Origin of the sequence: Pseudomonas sp. MF6394 (genome assembly GCF_002018845.1) — a bacterium.
GTDB classification, from domain to species: domain Bacteria; phylum Pseudomonadota; class Gammaproteobacteria; order Pseudomonadales; family Pseudomonadaceae; genus Aquipseudomonas; species Aquipseudomonas lactis.
Window position 1 is genome coordinate 168,560 of the sequence record NZ_MVOJ01000010.1, and the last position, 17,680, is coordinate 186,239.

At 58.1% G+C, this 17,680-nt stretch carries 5 protein-coding genes; 2 read left to right on the forward strand and 3 right to left on the reverse strand.

What is annotated here, in order from left to right; all coding sequences use genetic code 11:
* Positions 1 to 139: 139 nt before the first annotated feature.
* Positions 140 to 3,127: an RHS repeat-associated core domain-containing protein gene (locus MF6394_RS13170; RefSeq protein ID WP_078466814.1), complete on the forward strand. Its 2,988-nt coding sequence runs from the start codon at positions 140 to 142 to the stop codon at positions 3,125 to 3,127.
* Positions 3,128 to 3,166: 39 nt separating this feature from the next.
* Here the strand turns inward: MF6394_RS13170 and MF6394_RS13175 are convergent, their stop codons facing one another.
* From MF6394_RS13175 to MF6394_RS13185, 3 genes are read right to left on the reverse strand one after another with little or no spacing between them, the layout of a single operon-like run.
* Positions 3,167 to 7,741, reverse strand: coding sequence for a SpvB/TcaC N-terminal domain-containing protein (locus MF6394_RS13175; protein WP_078466815.1), 4,575 nt, complete (start codon positions 7,739 to 7,741; stop codon positions 3,167 to 3,169).
* The gene (locus MF6394_RS13180; protein ID WP_078466816.1) at positions 7,738 to 12,576 is read right to left on the reverse strand and encodes a neuraminidase-like domain-containing protein; all 4,839 of its coding nucleotides are present in this window, start codon (positions 12,574 to 12,576) and stop codon (positions 7,738 to 7,740) included. The genes MF6394_RS13175 and MF6394_RS13180 overlap by 4 nt, the downstream gene beginning before the upstream one ends.
* A gap of 44 nt (positions 12,577 to 12,620) precedes the next feature.
* A complete protein-coding gene (locus MF6394_RS13185) occupies positions 12,621 to 15,398 on the reverse strand; it encodes a Tc toxin subunit A (protein ID WP_078466817.1) in 2,778 nt (925 codons plus the stop codon).
* A 342-nt stretch (positions 15,399 to 15,740) separates the two neighbouring features.
* Between MF6394_RS13185 and MF6394_RS13190 the strand changes: the two genes are divergently transcribed.
* On the forward strand, positions 15,741 to 17,680 hold a 1,940-nt coding region (locus tag MF6394_RS13190), incomplete at its 3' end, for an RHS repeat domain-containing protein (RefSeq protein WP_078466818.1).

The window sequence follows — 17,680 nt, forward strand, 5'->3', positions numbered from 1 at the left end:
AGCGCCGCCTCGACCCGCGTGAGCGGGGCGGGGCGATGCCAGTACCCGGACACACAAAAGCATCCTCCTGCACCACCTTTCTCGCCCCCCCGTCCCTAGGCTTTCAGGACTACTTATTCAGCAATAAGGTCTTGAGATCATGTCTGATTCCATCCATCGAAACACACCGTCCCTGGTCGCAGTCGACCCACGTGGGTTAATTGTTCGTAACGTCAATTACCACCGCTCAAGCGCGGAGGTTGAACCGCAGGTGCGCATTCATCGTCAGGTCTTTGGCAGTACAGGCTTGATGATTGAACAATGGGACCCACGTCTGTTGCAGTTGTCACGCTCACAACCCGACACCGCGCCTAATCAACGCACGGTCTATAGCCTTGGTGGACAAGCGTTGCGCACCCACAGCGTGGATGCCGGCTGGCGACTGACGCTGATGGGGGAAGCCGGGCATTTACTCGAAGAATGGGATGGGCGGGGTGCTCACCAGGCTCATCACTACGATCAATATCTGCGGCCGATCGCCGTCTTCGAGCAGGCGGCCAGTGACGAGCAAGCGTTGTGCGTCGAGCGTCTTGCCTATGCCGTGTCCTCGGATGAGGAGGCTGCGCGCAACCGCTGTGGCCGGGTGGTTCGCCATGATGACGGCGGCGGCTCGTTGTTCCACGAGCGGTATGGGCTGCACGCAGAAGTTGCTCAGCAGACCCGACGCTTTCGGCAGGCGGATGCCACGCTGGATTGGCCGCAGCCCGCTGCACAACGCGAGGTGCGCCTGGAGCCCGAGAGGTTCCAGACATCCATTGGGTTTAACGCGCTGGGTGAGCGCCTGCATCACACGGACGCCAAGGGCAACCGCTTTGACTACGCCTACGGCATTGACGGCCAACCGGCGAGTATTGTTGTGACGCCCAAGGGCGGCGTGCGTACGCAGGTGCTGGGTCAGCGGGACTACAACGCAGCGGGTCAGGTGCTCAGCGAACGCGCCGGCAACGGCGTTGTGCGTGCCATGCAATACCGTGAGTTTGACGGTCGCTTGCTGCAAATGACTGCCCATCTACCCGCACAACCGGGCGCAGCGTTGCAAGACCTGCGCTACGACTATGACGGCGTTGGCAACATCGTGCGGATCGACGACCTTGCCCAGCCGACGCAATGGTCCAGCAACACCCGAATCAGTTCGGCCAGCCTCTATGAGTACGACTCGTTATCGCAACTGACCAAAGCCACTGGCCGCGAAACCGCCGGTAACACGGGAGGCCCGGCGTTGCCGGCGAATGTGACGTTTGGCTCGACTGACGACAGCGTATGGCGTCGCTACACCCAGCGATTTTACTATGACGCCGCCGGCAATTTGCTCAAGTTGCAACATGTGCCCAGCAGCGGCGCCGGCTTCACGCGGCAGATGAGCGTGGCCGCGGGCAGCAATCATTTTGTGCCGCAGGCTGATGGCAAGACCGCGCCGGGGTTGGGCCAGGGCTTTGACCGCAACGGCAATCTGCAAGCGTTGGCAGGTGATCACAAGATGAGCTGGGATGTGCGCAATCAACTGGTGCGCCTCACGCAGGTGCGACGCGAGGGCGGCAATGACGATGAAGAACGCTACGCCTACGATGCTGCGGGCCAGCGCATCCTCAAACGCAGGGTCTCCCAGGCCAGGGGCGTGGTGCATACGGCCCAGGTGCGTTACTTGCCTGGGCTGGAAATTCGGCATGACAGCGCAACGGGTGAGCAACTGAATGTACTCAACTTTGATGCCGGTACGACCACGGTGCGCATCCTGCTTTGGGATCGCCACCCTTCGGGAGGGCGCCAAGAGGCGCAGATCCGTTACGGCTTGTCGGACCACTTGGGCAGCAGCAGCCTGGAGTTGGGCGAGCAGGCGCAACTGCTCAGCCAGGAAAGTTATTACCCTTACGGCGGGACCGCGTGGTGGGCGGCGAAAAGCTCCGCCGAGGCGAGTTACAGGTTCATCCGTTATTCGGGCAAGGAGCGCGATGCCAGTGGGCTGTCTTACTACGGCTTCAGGTATTACGCGCCGTGGTTATGCCGCTGGATCAGCCCGGACCCGACCGGCGATGCCGATGGCTTGAATCTGTACGCCATGGTTGGCGGTAACCCAGTCACCCAGGTCGATGTGCAAGGGCTGGCCGCCACACCGGCTTTGGAGGAGCCGCAGGACAAACAAATACGCAGGCTTTCCGTCAGTCGCAGGCTCGCGAATATAGGGCGGGTTATGCGCCCCAGGATACAAGCAGCCTCGTCGGCCGCGATTCGCGATGGATTATCCACCTATATCGCCAATGCCATCGCGACGGGCGTCGATCTGGCGATCTTCAGCAACCTGCAGCCCACGGCGCAACGCAACCAGATTTTGCGCATTAGCGTTGCGGTGCTTGATGCCGTGTCCTCGGCACATATGAGCACCGGTATCGTCGCTAACTGGACGCACTATGCGCCACAGATCGGTGCTGTTTTTGCAGGTGCCGCAGGTATGGGTTATGCCATGTATGGCGACTCGATAGGTGATCAAGCCGAGCACAGCTGGGACCCGGTGGCGGTTCAGCGTTTGGGCGGGCATGTTCGCGCGCTCTCCAGGGAACTGGTGCAGCAAGTCTTGCGTGGGCACGGTACTGGCATCTCCTGGGGCAGCACGCCCCTGAGCGGCAGGGTCACGCGTACCGCCGGAACGACGGCGGCCTATGCCCTCGCTACCGTGGCCAATGCTGTTTATGGCGGGCAAGTGCCTGCGCTGATGCAACCCAATGTCTCACCTGCAATAGAAGCCTACGACGGGGCGGTGGGAACGATGATTCGCGGCGGTCACCTGACCGCTGCCCACGACCCCCATGGCCAGACCCTGCAAATGCCGGATCCTGCCGCGACGATACACGGTGGGTTGAGCCGAATGTTCAATCAGGTGTGGACGCATTGGGCCGCGTCCGGTGTCGAGGCATTGGCTGTTGCGCTGACGGGCCTGCCCCAGGCCGCCCAAAGCCGGACCACTCGAACGATTGTCATGGCGGCCCGCGGCGTGATTGCATCACTGACCGAATGGCGCGGCTTTTTCGTAACGTTTGCCCGGCGCGGGTATACAACGTTGGCCTCGCGCTGGGGCGCAGCCCGGCGATCCTGAGGAGAAGATGAATGGGCCGGCGCCGCGGCCCATGGTTCTTCAGTCAGTAGTTTGGCTTGCGTTCAGCTCTTCATGGGTGTCGTTTTCGTCCTCATTGACGGTGTACCAGGCCCAATAGGTGGTACGCCGCATGAATCCCCCCGCAGTGAACGTCTGCGTCGGGCGTCCGAGGGGGTCATACAATTGCCGGTCGCTGTGACCCAGCTCACGCATGGAGTGATCATTGACGTAGGTGTGGCTATTGGCGAAATAGGGGCGATAGGCACGTATGACCAAGCCCTTGTTGTTGTATTCGACACGCTCGCTGACGCGCCAGCGGGGATCGGCATCCACTTCGCGCAGCTGGTTGCTCAAGGAGCCGGATGCATCTGCCACCTCGTCGACCAGCAGGTTGCCCTTGTCGTCCACTGCATAGGCCTTGCCTGGTTCGGTCTTTTGCTTAGTCTGTAACGAGCGGCCGAAGCCGTCCCAGCAGGTCAGGGTCATGCGAACCTGTTGGTCGGCATCGCCGGGGTAGCGGTCGGCTTGCGACATGAGCCCGTGTACCGGCACGCGGCTGGCCTTATCGATCAACGCCTTGAGTTGTTTTTCGCTGTCGCCGAGGGGCTGGCGACCACCACTCAGCCGCGCCCGCGCGCTCATGCGGATATGCCCGCTGGGGAGCAGATAGTTCTTGGTGACCCACTCAGGCTTGACCAGGGCCAAGTCGATGCTGCCCATCCAACTGAACGGGGCGTAGCAGTGCGCGCTGGCCATGTCTTGCAACACGCTTTGCGCCTGTTCGATGGCTAATTCGGGCGTCACATGGTTGAGCGTGCGGTAGCTTTCAAGGGCAGCGAAACCCACTCTGAGGCCTTGTTCACTGCCGTAAAACGTGCTGGCGAGCAACTGCCCAAAACCGTCATAAAGCGCTTCTTGAACAGTGCCATTGGGGTCGACGATTTTTATCGGCAGCATCACTTGATAGTCGTATTCGGCCGTGGTCACACAACCGTCGGGCATTTTTACGCGCACGGTTTGCAACGTATAGGGGTCATAGTTGAGCGTTGTTTCGCCATGGGCCTCGGTGGCCCGCAGCGCCCTTATCCGATAAAACTGGGTGGCCTTGCCATAGCGGGGAAAATGCCGGCGAATCGACCACAGGCGGTTTTCCTTGAGCGGCGCCTCGCCGTCGAAGAGAAAAAACAGCTCCATGCTGTGATAGCCGCTGTCGGTGAGCTTTTGCACCAGGTCCACCTTGGGTTGGTTGGGCATGGCCGGGATGTCGTTGTAGGCACTCAGGGCCTGGTCATCCAGCTCGGCGGTTTCCAGGTAGTCAGTCAATGCCTGGGCAGTGGCGACGCCTGGTGCCAGGGTTTTACCCAGGCCACCGGCCTGCCGGTAGTGCTGCACCGACAAGCCGCTCAGTGTGCGCCTGGCCCCAGCGGCCAGTGGCCCGTCTTGGGGGTCGATGAACACCTCATAGGTGATACGCGCAGGGTCCAGCCCGCCAGGCGCCGGTGCCTTGCCAAGCACCAGGGCGTTGTCTCGTTGGCGGTAGGGCAAGCCCAGGCGCCACTGCTGTGCGTCGTCCAGATGAATAGGCTGCGCCAGCGTTTCGCTCAGGTAATAGAACTGTTGCGCGTTGTCATGGGTATCGCGCCACCAGCGCTGCTGGTGCTCATCCACCAGCACGGCGGGCGGCGGGCTGGTGGCGGTGCTACGGCGGGCATAATGCAGGGACACGCCATGCACCAGGTAACCATAGGCATCCCAGCGCAGGTTGATCTGGTGCTGGCAGAGGGGATCGTCTTTCACGCCTTCATACTGATAGCTGATCGACTCCAGGGCTAATGGCAGCAACCGGGCGTAAGGGGTATGGGCACTGGCCGGCGCGAGTTCGCGGACCAGATACCGCTGGTGTTGGACTGAGTAGGGCACGGCGCCTTGTGCCGGGTCCGCCGCCATCAGTTCGACCCGCAGCACCCTGCCACTGAGTGCACGGGCCACCTCGCGTGCCAGCGCCGGTGCGGGGTCGCTGATCAAGTCGTCATGATGCTCCAGCGGCTCTGCCTGAACCGTCCCCCTGTAGCGGCTGACCAGCGTGCGGCCGAGAGCCTTGGCGTGCGGGTCATGAGTGCTCTGGTCGAGGCTGGGCATGTCAAGGGATCGCCCGGTATGAAACCAGGTTTTGCTGAGCAAGGGTGCGCTGGAACCCTGCGTGAGGGGGGCGTCCTTGCGGCTGTCGGTGTCGGTTTGCAGCAACAGCCCAAAGCCACGAAACTCACGGTCCACGCGGTCGTAATAAGCCTGGCGATAGCTCACGCGCTGGGTCAACTGGTTGCCGGTAATCTCGTCTCGTTGGGCTTGTTGGCTGACCAGCAGCAGCGCAAAGGGTAACTGGCTGATCGCAGGCTGGCCCTTGGCATGCAGCTCGCGTTTTTCGTCCAGCCACTCCTGGGCACTGCTGCGATATTTGATCGAAGCCTGAGCGCCCATGTTGTTGTCGGTGCGTATGAGCAGCCAGGGCTTCTGGCTGTAAAAGTCGTAGCGCCAATGGATGGGGGTTTGGTGGGCGGCGGTCAGGATCAGGCTCGGACAGCCCAGGCCGAGCACGTCGATAATGCTGACCTGGCAGTGGTCGTCATACTGCACGCCTTCTGGCCACGGCACGTTGATCGCCTTTGTCTCGAAGCCGTTGCCGCCTTTGTTGAGGAAAATACTCAGATGAGTGGTGCTCAAATACAGCAAGTCTGCGGCGCCGCCGCCATTGAGGTCGACGAGCAGCACATGCGCCGCGTTGAACGTTTGATAACGCAACGGCAATGTGGCCAATACAAACCCCTGGGCAAAACGGCCGCGACCCAGGTTCGGCCAACATTTCACTTCGTTATGCCGGATACGCACCAGATGCTGTTGGCCTGTGGCGAGTACATCGCTGAACACCACCAGTTCGTTGGGCGAGGCGGAAATGATCGGCAGGCCATCGTCGGGCGTGTGCGGTACCTCGATGGCGGGAGCGAAGCCGGATGCTCGGCGATTTTCATACAGGCGCACGCTGCGCGGGCCGATCATCGTAAAGTCATGACGACCTGCCCCCATCAAGTCAGCAAGCATGCCCTGGGGGTGGAAGAACTCCGAGGGGAATGCATCGAACGGTGTATAGGCTGACCAGTTGCGGTGTTCGTCCAGGCTGAAAAAACCATTCATCCCGTGCCCGGCCACCAGCCAGTCCAAGCGCCCATCGCCTTCCACATCGGCCAGCGCCTGATGGAAGGGGCGAGTGCTGTCGGCGACCGGCACCCGCGTTAATTCCACGGCCTCGCCGTAGCTCACCTGGTCGCGAGTTTGCGGGTTTTGCGGCCGCTGCGGTTCGCGGTAATACCAACTTTTATCTGCGCGATACAACACACCGGGCAAGCCTTCGCCATACAGATCCACCAGTTGATAACGAGCGCCGTCATGCAGCTTGGGAAATGCACCAAATGCCTGGTAGCGGCTCGGGTCGACGTTGAGTTGGCTCGACTGATAAAGGCACTCCAGCGGCGGGCGGCTCACCCTATTGCCCGCGCTGTCGAAGGCTTGCTCATGCACCCCGCTTAACAGGCTGACATGGCTGGATGTGTGGTATTGCAGTAGCAGGCGCTTGGACAGCACGGGGTCGAGGCCCATTTTTGTTTCTTTAGGGAAGTGGTGAAACATCAGAATCTGGCTGCAGCGGCGCAGGGTGCGTAACTCGAAGCCAAAGGCAAAATCCGAGCAGGGATCGGGTCGCACAGGCCATTGCTGAGTTTTCTGATACGTGGGCCGCTGTTCCAGATCAAGGGAGCGTTCGCCATAATCAAAGAGCAATTGGAAGTGCCAGCCTACGTCCGGTTTATCCTCGGTCTGCCACAGATACAGCTGCTCTTGCTCCCTGGCGGTGAAGTTGCCATAGCAGACACTTTCCAGGTAATGCCGGGCACGACAATCCCTGGGATAGCGCGCGTTGTCGGTTTCTTTTGTGTAGTGATAATAAATGTGCTCGCCGTGGGCATTCAGGCTTTCCTGCAGCAACCACTGCGCCACATGGTGCGTCTGGTCCGGATCGGCAATCCGGGCCAGCGAGGTTTTTCCGTAAAAGTGCTGGCTGCCATCGGCACTCTGTATCAACCAGAAACCCGCCGTGTCGGTTGCCGTTTGCCAGTGTTCGATACGGTCGAAGTGGCTCTGGACCCTGGGGAAATACCGGGTGGCCGTGTAGGCGATGGTCAGTGGCAAACCATTGAAAGAGGTCGTGGAACGGCTGACGATCGCCCCTTCAGCGTCGCGCTCGGGTAGCCATATTTGCGCGTCGGGGCCCACCAGTACGTCGTGCTCCGTGTAGGCGGGCACGCCATGGGAGGTACGCCGGCTGACGGCCGGCAGGGCAACCTCCCAACCCAATCCGAAGGGGCCGTTACCGGCGCCGCTTCGGTAGGTCAGCGACATGGCGGGTGCGTAGCCGCGCGCGGGAGAGATCGGCAAGGGAATCTCAAAGTTTGCCGTACCACTGGAGCCGATATCGCTCCAGCCCTTACCCGTGCCTTGAATGGCACCGCCGCCTTTTGGCAGGGCCGGGGTATTGACCTGGAGGTTGAGCGTATCGTCGTTCATGCCTTGCCCCCGCTGACCGTCGGCACCCTAGCGGTGTAACGCAGGTGGATGACGATATCGTTGATCGATTCGAGTACGGCTTTTTGCAGGGTGTGATTGGGGAACGCCAAGGTCCAGTTGGAGATGGCCCCGGTGTATTCGAAAGGCAAGTAGCGATCGTTGCTCTCGAAGTTGAGGGTGAACAGGCCGTTGTCATCCAGTCCGGTGGACAGTGCGATTTGCTGATGGGCACGCATGTCGCGGCGCCGCCCGCCTGCGGGCAATACGATTTCGTTGTGGGTCTGGGTCAGTATCGCCTTAATGTCCTCATAGGGGCCTAGCGTCGCGGGCAACGACACGCTGATGCTTTTTATTCGCCGCAGGATGTGGTTGGGGTAATCCTCTTCAAACAGCGCCTCGGACAACATGAAGCACAGCGTGCCGGTATCGACCAGTTGTCGTTTATGCCCGGCCCATTTGTTTTGCGTACTCGATGATTGAGTGCCGGTTGTGCCTGTTGTGGGCGTGGTGACTTTGCAATCGATCATGCGATGACGCAGGGAGATGGTCTTGACGATCTCCAGGTCCCGGACGTTATGGTTCAAATAGGCCGCATTCATCTTCAACAGCGACAGCTTCAGGGCCTCACCCGCCAGGTAACCGCGGTAGTTGTTGTTCCAGGCTCCGGGCTGGATAAACGTGCTCGCATAGTCTGCGACTTCGTACTGCCAGCACGCTTGTGCGGTGCGGCACAGGGAAAGGCTCAGGTCATAAACCTGGTAGTAGAACTTGCTCAGTTGTGCATTGAGCCAGTCATACAGTTGGGCCCTGGTAAAACGCTTGGCCAGCAATTGGTAGTTCGACCAGGCCTGGGCCAGGGAAGTCTCGGCCAGGCGTAATTGCAGGCGCGTGGCTTTTTCCTGCTCGGCATAGGCTTGTAACTGGGCATCGACCTGGGCCAGTTCGAGTCGGGCCTGATCCTGGGCATGCGCCCATTCTTGCTCCCGACGGTTGAATTGCTGGGAGCGGTCCAGGTCTGCGGCAGTGCCGCGCAACGCCGTCGCGACGCCTTGGGCCAAGGCCTGGGCTGCATAGAACGGGCCTTCCCAGCGCGACCCGCCGGTACTTGTACCGAAGATGTTCGGCGCTATCATTGCGATGCCGGCCCCTGCAGCGGCGGCGGAACCTGCGGTCTCGAATCCGCTACTGATCAAGTAGAGTTGGCCTGCATGCGCTTCTGCGGGGCTGATGCCTTCGGTGAGCAGGTGTTCGTAGTGGCGCATCCGCGATTCGATCATGCTCCGACTGGCGCCGAGTGCCTGGCGGTTTTTCTCGTCGAGCAACAATGCCTGGTGTTGCTGGGTTACGACGATATTGGCCAAGTCCCAGGCTTGTTGTTGCTGCAACTCCAGGTATTCAGTCTGTTCCTTGCGCTCAATCAGGCTCAGCATCGTGTTGCCGAATTGAATCACCGCCTCGGTTGCCGTGAGTGCGTGGCCCAGCATGATCTGGAAGCGATAATGGCCGACTTGCGCGTCAATGAACGGCGCAGCGCCGCCTGCGCCGAAGGCTCCGCTGTTGCGGCTGGCCAACAGTTTGAGCGGTGAAAGTGGAGTTGCGTACAGCGACAGGCGCAAGGGGTTGCCGGTGATGTCGAGACTGTACCGTAGGTTATGCAGGCGACTTTCGAGCTTGTCCCAGCGCGTTACCAACTCGGTATTGAAGGGTAGGCACAGATTATCGGTGTCCGTGAGCGAAGCCAGTGCGGCGCCTTCGGTCGCAGGGGTGACATTGATGGGTGGGTTTTCCTGCTCCAGTTTTTCCAGAGCTTTAGAGCGCTTCGACGCCAAACTTTCGAGGGTGATCTCATCCCACGGTTCAGTGGTGGTGACGCGGGGGCGTGGCCCCAGAAAGTGATTGGCTCGCGTGTACCAGAGTTTGGCTTGGGTCAGGCTGTCGGGGGTGAGCTGCCGATAGGCGGCATCGCCACGATTAAGCAGTATATCGAGATAAAACAGGTAGATTGCTTTGCGAAAATGCACCGGTGAGCGAATCGCCAGTTTGTGTGGGTCGTGGCTGACGCAACTTTCGAGCGGACCTGTACGAACGAGCTCGTTGAACCCCCAGAATGCAGGGCGTTCGCTGGTCTTATCGGCCAACCGCCTTGGGTCGAAGATGTATTTGAGCCAGGCTTGGGCTTCGACATACTGCTGCTCCTGATTCAGGCGGTGGGCAACCAGCCAGGGCACGTACAGGAACAGCTCCCAGAAGTACTTGCCGTGAGCCCCGTTAAAGTCAATGTCGTCTGCCGCACCACTTGGCGTGAGTGGAGGTTCTTGCCACGTTTTGGGCGTTAACGAAAACAAATGCTCAAGGCTGACATTGGCCTCCTTGACCAGCTTGCCGGCAAAACAGGTATTCATGCGAATGCGCAGGGGGATGTCGGCAGGCGGGATAGAGGTGTTCGTCGGGAAATCAATAAATTCGGCGGTGCCGAGTGTTTCCGATGTCAGCCTCTTGATCATCGGCGCCAGTTGTTGAGTGAGCGGTGCGCCAGAAGTGGAATCGGCCAACTTCAAGGTGGTCGCTTTCAGGGCATACCCGAGAATTGCCGAGTCGCCTTCTTTGGTAGGCTCAAGCGTCATCACCCCGTGTATCAAGGTGATGCCCGACGTTATTTCCTTCGTGGTCACTGGAATACGCGCCGTGACCCGATGCCCAGTGGGTAATTCGGGAGTTGATCCGGTGAGGCTTTCGTGGACAGCGTCCTGATAGTTGGTGATTTTATGTGAGTTGGCATTGATTTTTTCGGTGAATGGATAGTCTTTAAAGTTGGCTCTCATAATAATGTGCTTGTAGGCACGCAATTGAGAGGTGCTCACGTTGGGCCTTTTGATAGTCAACGTATTTTGTGAGTGCAGTGACGTCTTTTTATCTGCGTCTGCGTCTGTGTATTTACTGTAGCGGTCAATGGCGACCTGGATGGAGTTTTCTGTACTTGTATATAAGCTGATGAACGCATTCTTATCGATGTAATGATCTTCTAGCGAGATAGTGTCTGTGTCTTTGTCTTTGGGCTGAGCGACGATGAGTAACCCGCTCGCGGTATGGACAGCGTTGGGGAACTCATCATGCGTGGCCGTGTTTTTAAAATAAAGAGCGTAAAAATCAGTTTTTAACGTGTCAGTTGGACCGGTAATTTGAGAACCGCTGGTCAGTTTAAGCTGAGTGGCTGTCGGATCATCCAATGCGTCATCTACTATCAGTACGATGCGGATATTTTTAGGCGCTGCTTTTGTTAGTGTGACACTGTACGATTGCCGGAAATTGCCATTGAGGGTGGACGTAAATACGAGTTCATTGGTGTTTGAATCAAACGAGACGTCACTGGCTCCAGGGCTTTTTATTTTTTCTCGATTTTTTTCAAAGTTCCAATAGTCGTTGTTTTCGGTAATTGTTTCCTCTGTGGGGGAAATCGAGTGTTTTTTTGGAGACATTACCTTGAACTGCAAGTTGTCTTGGTTTTTATGAGCAAAGAACGTGAGGTATTGCCGAGCGGTGTCAGGCAGCAATTCGCTGTAGTATCCACTCACACTTTGATCTTCGCCTTGAACCACAGCCTGCACTTTTTTCTTCTGCGACGGATCAAAGTGTTCCAGGAGCCGGTTTATCTCCTCCTCCACCTGTGAGCCGGGCAGCACGCTGTAGCGCTCGGGGCTGCCGCCATTGGCGATGGTGGTGATATTGAAGGACTGATCGATGTGGACAGCCTGGAAAAATTTGCCAATAAAATTCTCCTGCTGTTTGGGGTCTTTACGGCTGGTGGCCAGGACACTTAAAAATAGTACAGGGGGGCCGTTACTGTCGACGATAGCCACTGTCTGTGTAATGGTTTTCAGGAAGACAGAGGTCAATGCGTTGACGTCTTCGGTGGCACAGTGCTCCTCAATACACGCTTTGGGTGCGCTCCAACTGCCATCGTGCTTTTTATAAGAAAAATTGAGGCGAAACTTGACGTAGCGGCTGTTGATCCATTCGGCCAGCTGTTTTTTTTCCTCTGAATTTGTTTGCGCCGGTGGGACGGAACTGGTGGGGGCGGGTTTGATGCATTCGGCCCAGATGATAAATAGTCGGTTATTGAAATACACCGGCCGGATACTTTGCTCGGCGGTGGCGTCAGACACCGACAAGTTGATGTTCTCCCAGTCTGACCAGGCGTCCTGGAAAAGTACCGAGCCTGCGCGCTTGGACAGGTCGAGGGAGCGCCAGTAATAGGTGTTTGCCGAGCTCGATTTACCGACGAAGTAATAGATGCCGCTATACAGGTTGCCCACGTCGGCGTCTATATAACCGTTGATCGTGCGTATGTTGGCGGTTTCCTCGAACCTGGCCAGGTAATTCTGAACCGCCGTGGTGACGGTATCCGCTTGAATTCGATACTGGCTCAGGTCGTTTTCCAACTGCTCAAAGCTGTCGGTTTTGTCACGCCGTAATGTCGGGTCCAAGTAGTTGGCGGGGTGATAGTGCAACTGCTGGTTGGCGTTCCAGAGTGCGTAGGTGTGTAACTGTTCGCGCCATAATTTGTCTTGTGGTGCGGTCATGCCCTGGTTTTCATAGCCAGGTTCCAGGCCGAGCTGGATGCGCGTGATGTACTGCTGCAGGCTGGAGATGGCACAGGCTACCGGACTGGTCGGTACGGCTTGGCTGACTTGTACGTCGAGCAGCCAGTATTCGTAAAGGTCGTCGGCAAGGGTGATCTTTTCCTTTAAGTCGGTAGGTACCTTGTAGGTCAGGTAGTACGCGAGCATGGCGTCGCGCAGGCTTTCATTGAGCTGTTGATTAAGCGAGTCAGACATGATCAATCCTTGAACAGGTCGAATGTGAGTAGTGTGTGAAGGGGTTATGGATACGCACTGGTGATCGCCTCACCGACGCTCTTCCAGTCAGCAAACGCAGAATCGGCTTTCAGTTCGCTGGCTTTGATCAGCATGTGGGCAGGCAGGCCTGTGTCGATGCTGGCTCGGCGGCAGCGCAGCACCCAGTCCAGGCGGTTCATTGAGGTAATGCGTGGAGGTTTGAGTTGGTTGCTGAACACATCGATTTCACTGGCACTCCAACCTAAAAGTTGAGCGAGATGCTCGTTCGTGTCTTCGCTGGTGTTTTGCGCAGTGCTGTTGGGCAGGGCATTGGCGTGTTCGAAGTAGTTCAGAAGCTGCTCTTCCGTCAGGCCGCAGTGGTGGATGCAGTGTTTGAACTGCTGCATGAGGTAGAGGTTGTACGGGGTCAGTTCAAGCAGCGAGGGCATCTTGTACTTGCGCGCGAGCCAGTGCGGATTGACCAGGAACTGGTGAAGTGCTTGTGAGCTGAGGGGAAGTTGCAGAATATCGGCGGCGTGAGGTAACAGCAGTATCAGATAACTGAGGGTTTGCAGCGGTGCAGCAGCGGGGGCATATAAACGCAGGAAATGCTGGTCATTGTCGTATTTCTGATAGCCGTTGGCATCGCTTGGGGCTTGTGGGACGGCTTGGATGATTGCTTTAAGGCGTAGATATAAAGACCACAACTCATCACGCACCGTGCTCAGCAATGTGTGGAGCTTGGACTTTGCTTGGTTGATTAACTGTGTCGTACGGGCAGGCGCCGTGCTGATTTGAACGGAAGAGAGCACGTGATCGAGCGCTGTCTCGATGTTGTTACTGGGACGCATCTGTTGCAGCGCCGTACAGGCCAAGACTTCCCAGTCAACGGCGGGTAAACGATCTTTTTCGTCAAGGGGTTGCTGAGGAAGATCAAGCGGTTGCAACGCTTTGGAAAGGGACGCTTGGTCATAGAGGGCGAACTCCTTCAATAGCAGATTGATGACCGGGTCCTGGACCTGGCGATCCAGCAATAGCTGGCATCTGAGCAACGCCAGGCTGCTGCCGTTTTCTTTAAACCAACGGCTGGCCCATTCCAGGTGCATGAGCACATCGAGAAAGTCAGTCATGCCCTTCGGTTTGTTGCGTAACGTTGGGTGGCGCAACTGCATGAGAAGGTTCGCATTCCCGAGCATTTGCACCAGTTGTCGGCATTCCACGACCGATACCCCAAACAGGCGAGCGATTCTCGCTTGCCGATAGATCTCGCTGACTGTCTCGATCGTACGGGTTGCAGGCTTGTTGGGGTTGATCAGTAGTTGAAGCGAATCCTGGGTGTCTTGCAGGCCCAACCCAGCGCAGAGCTGTTGCCGGGTGGTATCGTCGAACCTGGCACTGTCCAGATACAGGGGCGGCAGGGCGGACCCGGTGCGATTAAATACCTGGTCGAACAATGACACGCGGTCTCCTGAGGCATGAACGGGTAATTGATGAAGCCAGGCAGCGAACTCTTCGGCTTGCAATGTGTAGCGTTTGCTCAAATAGCAAAAGACCCCCAGCGCCCGGAGGGTGTTATGGGTGATCAGCAGCGTGTTGTTGCGATTGCCTTCGCAGCGCATGGCGCTGACTATCAGGGTGTCCAATTGCGCGAAAGGCAGGCCGAGCCAGCGCTGTAGACGAATCATGCGTTGCAGCCTGTCGAAGCGCTCAAGGCTGATGTTGGTCAGCTTGGCGTTGTCCAGGCTGATAGCGGGTGTGGTCGTGCCGTTGATGTAGCACGCACCGTAGGTGAGGCTGGTTTCTTGCTTGCAGTTAGGCGATTGGCGTGGTGACTGAGTCTGTAGTGCAAGCAGTGCCTGAAGCTGGTCGGCATCCAGTTGTGTGTGGCTCAGAAAGTCAGTGAGTTTTGCCGGTCCGATCAGATCAGTCTTCCAGTTGTAATAGTTGTGATAGAACGCTTTCGCGCCCGCTTCGGCTACCCAGCTACTTTTCAGCAGCGTCTGTTGTTGAGGGCTCAACCCCGATAACTGACATTGGACCTCGTTGTTCTGTTCGCCGACCTGCCCGTAACTGCTGGTTTCTTCCGCCAGCGGCAACTGGCGACTGATGCGATAGTTCAACTCACCCAGCGCCGGCTTGTCGCCCGACAAGCCCTGTTGGCATTGCTGATGGTGGAAGTGATAGGGCAGAGAAAACGGGTACCAGGTTTCACTCAGCACCTTATAGGTATCTTCTTCTTTGGCCTGCGCGATATTTTTGAGCAGGATCTGGTTGACGATCGACAACATGGGAACCTGGCCCGAAACGCTATGTTGGTTGAGTACCAGGTCTTTGAGTTCCGGGCGTCGCTGCGACAGCTTGAGTGCGCGGGTGTCCTTGGTGTTTTCTTCCAGCTGCAGGGCGAATAAATAGAGCGCCCGCAGGTAGGCAATCGGCGAATCGACCGCTGCAATAGACGAACTGGAGCAGAACTGGTCCCACTTTTCCTGGAACAAGGCCTGGTAGATTGCGCTGGTCTTGGGGGGGATACTGCGTTTATTGCGCGGTGCAGAAGCGGGCGGCGAGACTTGCTGTTCGCGAAATAAGGTTTCCAGTTGCGTGGCAGCGTTCTGGGCCTTGAGATACACCGTGTGGGCATCGTCATCGTTGTACTTTTTCAGTTGCTCGGTAAAGGCCTCTTCGGACAAACGTACGATGTCCAATATCGAGTGGATGTTGAGGCGCCGCAGGGCGGTCTTGAAATCGTCCCGACCGGGAGCGGGCGGGCGTGAGTGATCAATCAGTTGAGCGAGCAACGGGCTGTTGTCGGTTTGCATATTCATACGTTCCTTCACGCCCGCCGATGGGCCGGCGGGCAATGAAAAACGCTATCACGCAGGTTAATGGGGCCAGGTATAGGTATATACAGGCAGTGTTGGCGCCCGCCGGTTGAGGTGCCCGTACAGCGATACCACCTCGCTGCAAGACATGACTCCTAGGCTTTCTGACCATTGTGCAACTCAGGTCATGTGATCATGTCTACTTCACTTCATCGAAACACACCCTCGCTTGTGGCATTTGACCCCCGTGGGTTGGCGGTCCGTAGTGTCGCTTATCTGCGCGCTACCCCTCAGGCTGCTCCGACGGCCCGTATCAGGCGTCAAGTCTATGGGGCCAGCGGCCTGATGCTTGAGCAGTGGGACCCTCGCCTGCATACCCTTAAATCCCGCGAACCATTGACCGAGGCGAATCAGGTGTCGGTGTACAGCCTGTCCGGTACGCTGATCCGCCGCAACGATGTGGATGCAGGCATGCGGCTGATGCTGTCGGCGCCCTCCGGGCAACTGTTGCATGCCTGGGACGGGCGGGGTGCTTATCAGCGCCACGACTACGATGCTTTGCAGCGTCCGGTGGCGGTGTTCGAACAAGCCGGCGACCAAGCGCGCCCCCGATGTGTCGAACGCCTGGTGTATGCCACGCCAACACCCGAGCACCGCGCACTTAACCGCAGCGGCCGTTTGGTACACCATGCCGACCCGGCGGGCACGCAGGTGTGCGAGCAGTATGGGATCACTGGGCAAGTGCTTGGGCAAACGCGGCGGTTTCGCGAGGCGCCTGGCGATGTTGACTGGCCGCTTGCCCAGGCCGATCAGAACCCGCAGTTGGAAAGCGCGCATTACGCTACACGCTGGGCGTTTGACGTCCTTGGCGGCACCTTGGAACAGGTCGACGCCAAGGGTAATGTTCGGCACTTTGCCTATGGTCTGGACGGAGAGGTGAAACATATTCATCTGACCTTGAAAAGTGGCGCGCGCAAGACCGTGATAGAGCGCTACGTCTACAATGCCGCCGGTCAGGTGGAGGAGGCCCTGTTGGGCAATGGCGTGAGCAGCCTGGCCACCTATCGGGCCGAGGATGGCCGTATGCGCCGACTGGTGGCCCATCGCAAAAATGAGCGGGCAGCGCCGTTACAGGATTTGAGCTACGACTATGATCCGGTGGGAAATATTTCAAACCTGCAGGATCAGGCGCAACCGACGAAATGGAGCCACAACACGCAAGTGGAGGCTTCATATCACTACGAATATGACTCGCTGTACCAATTGACCCAGGCGGCGGGCCGGGAAAGTGTCGCCGCCGCCATCGGGCCGGCGCTCCCCTCGCGTATTTCGTTCGGTTCAACCGATACCGGTCTATGGCGCACCTACGCCCAGTACTATGCCTATGACGAGGGAGGCAACCTGACTCGGCTGCGCCACGTGCCCTCCAGTGGTGTCGGCTACACCCGCCACATGCAAGTCGCAACGGGCAGTAATCGCGCGTTGTCGAGCGAGCATCCGGTTGGCGAATTGGCGCAGGGTTTTGATGCCAATGGCAACCAGAAACAGCTTGGGCGTGGTTTGCCGATGGCGTGGAATGTGCGTAATCAGTTGTCCAGGGTCACGACAATTCAGCGCGAGAAAGAGGACTCGGATGAGGAGGCTTATGTGTATGCGAGCGACGGCCAGCGTGCGCTCAAGCTGACTCGCCAGAAGGTTGCTGGGAGTCTGCAAACGGCTCGTGTGTATTACCTGCCAGGCCTGGAACTGCGCCATCGGCCGTTGCGTAAGCTCAATGTAGTGCGTCTTGAAGTGGCATGTTGCACGGTGGAGGTCTTGCAATGGGAGGTGGGACTCGATAAGGCGGCAGCCGATGAGACCCTGCGCTTTTGCCTGAAGGATCAGCAGTCGAGTCATGGGTTGGAGGTGGGCGAACAGGCTGAGTTACTGAGCCAGGAGAGTTATTTTCCGTATGGGGGGACGGCGTGGTGGGCATCGCGCAATGCGGTGGAGGGCAGCTACAAGACCCGCCGATACTCCGGCAAGGAGCGTGATGGCAGCGGTTTGTATTACTACGGTTTGCGCTACTACGCTCCATGGTTGCAGCGCTGGATAAACCCCGACCCCGCAGGGGGAGGCGCGCAGCTCAATCCTTATCTCATGGCGTTTAACAACCCGGTCACGTTCGTTGATTCAATGGGGTTGCAGCCTACCGCCATGGAAAATATCAAGTTACAGGACGAAATCGTGATGATCCTGGTGCTGGTCTTGCTGGGCCTGGGGGCGGGAGCGCTGCTGGGCAGTGG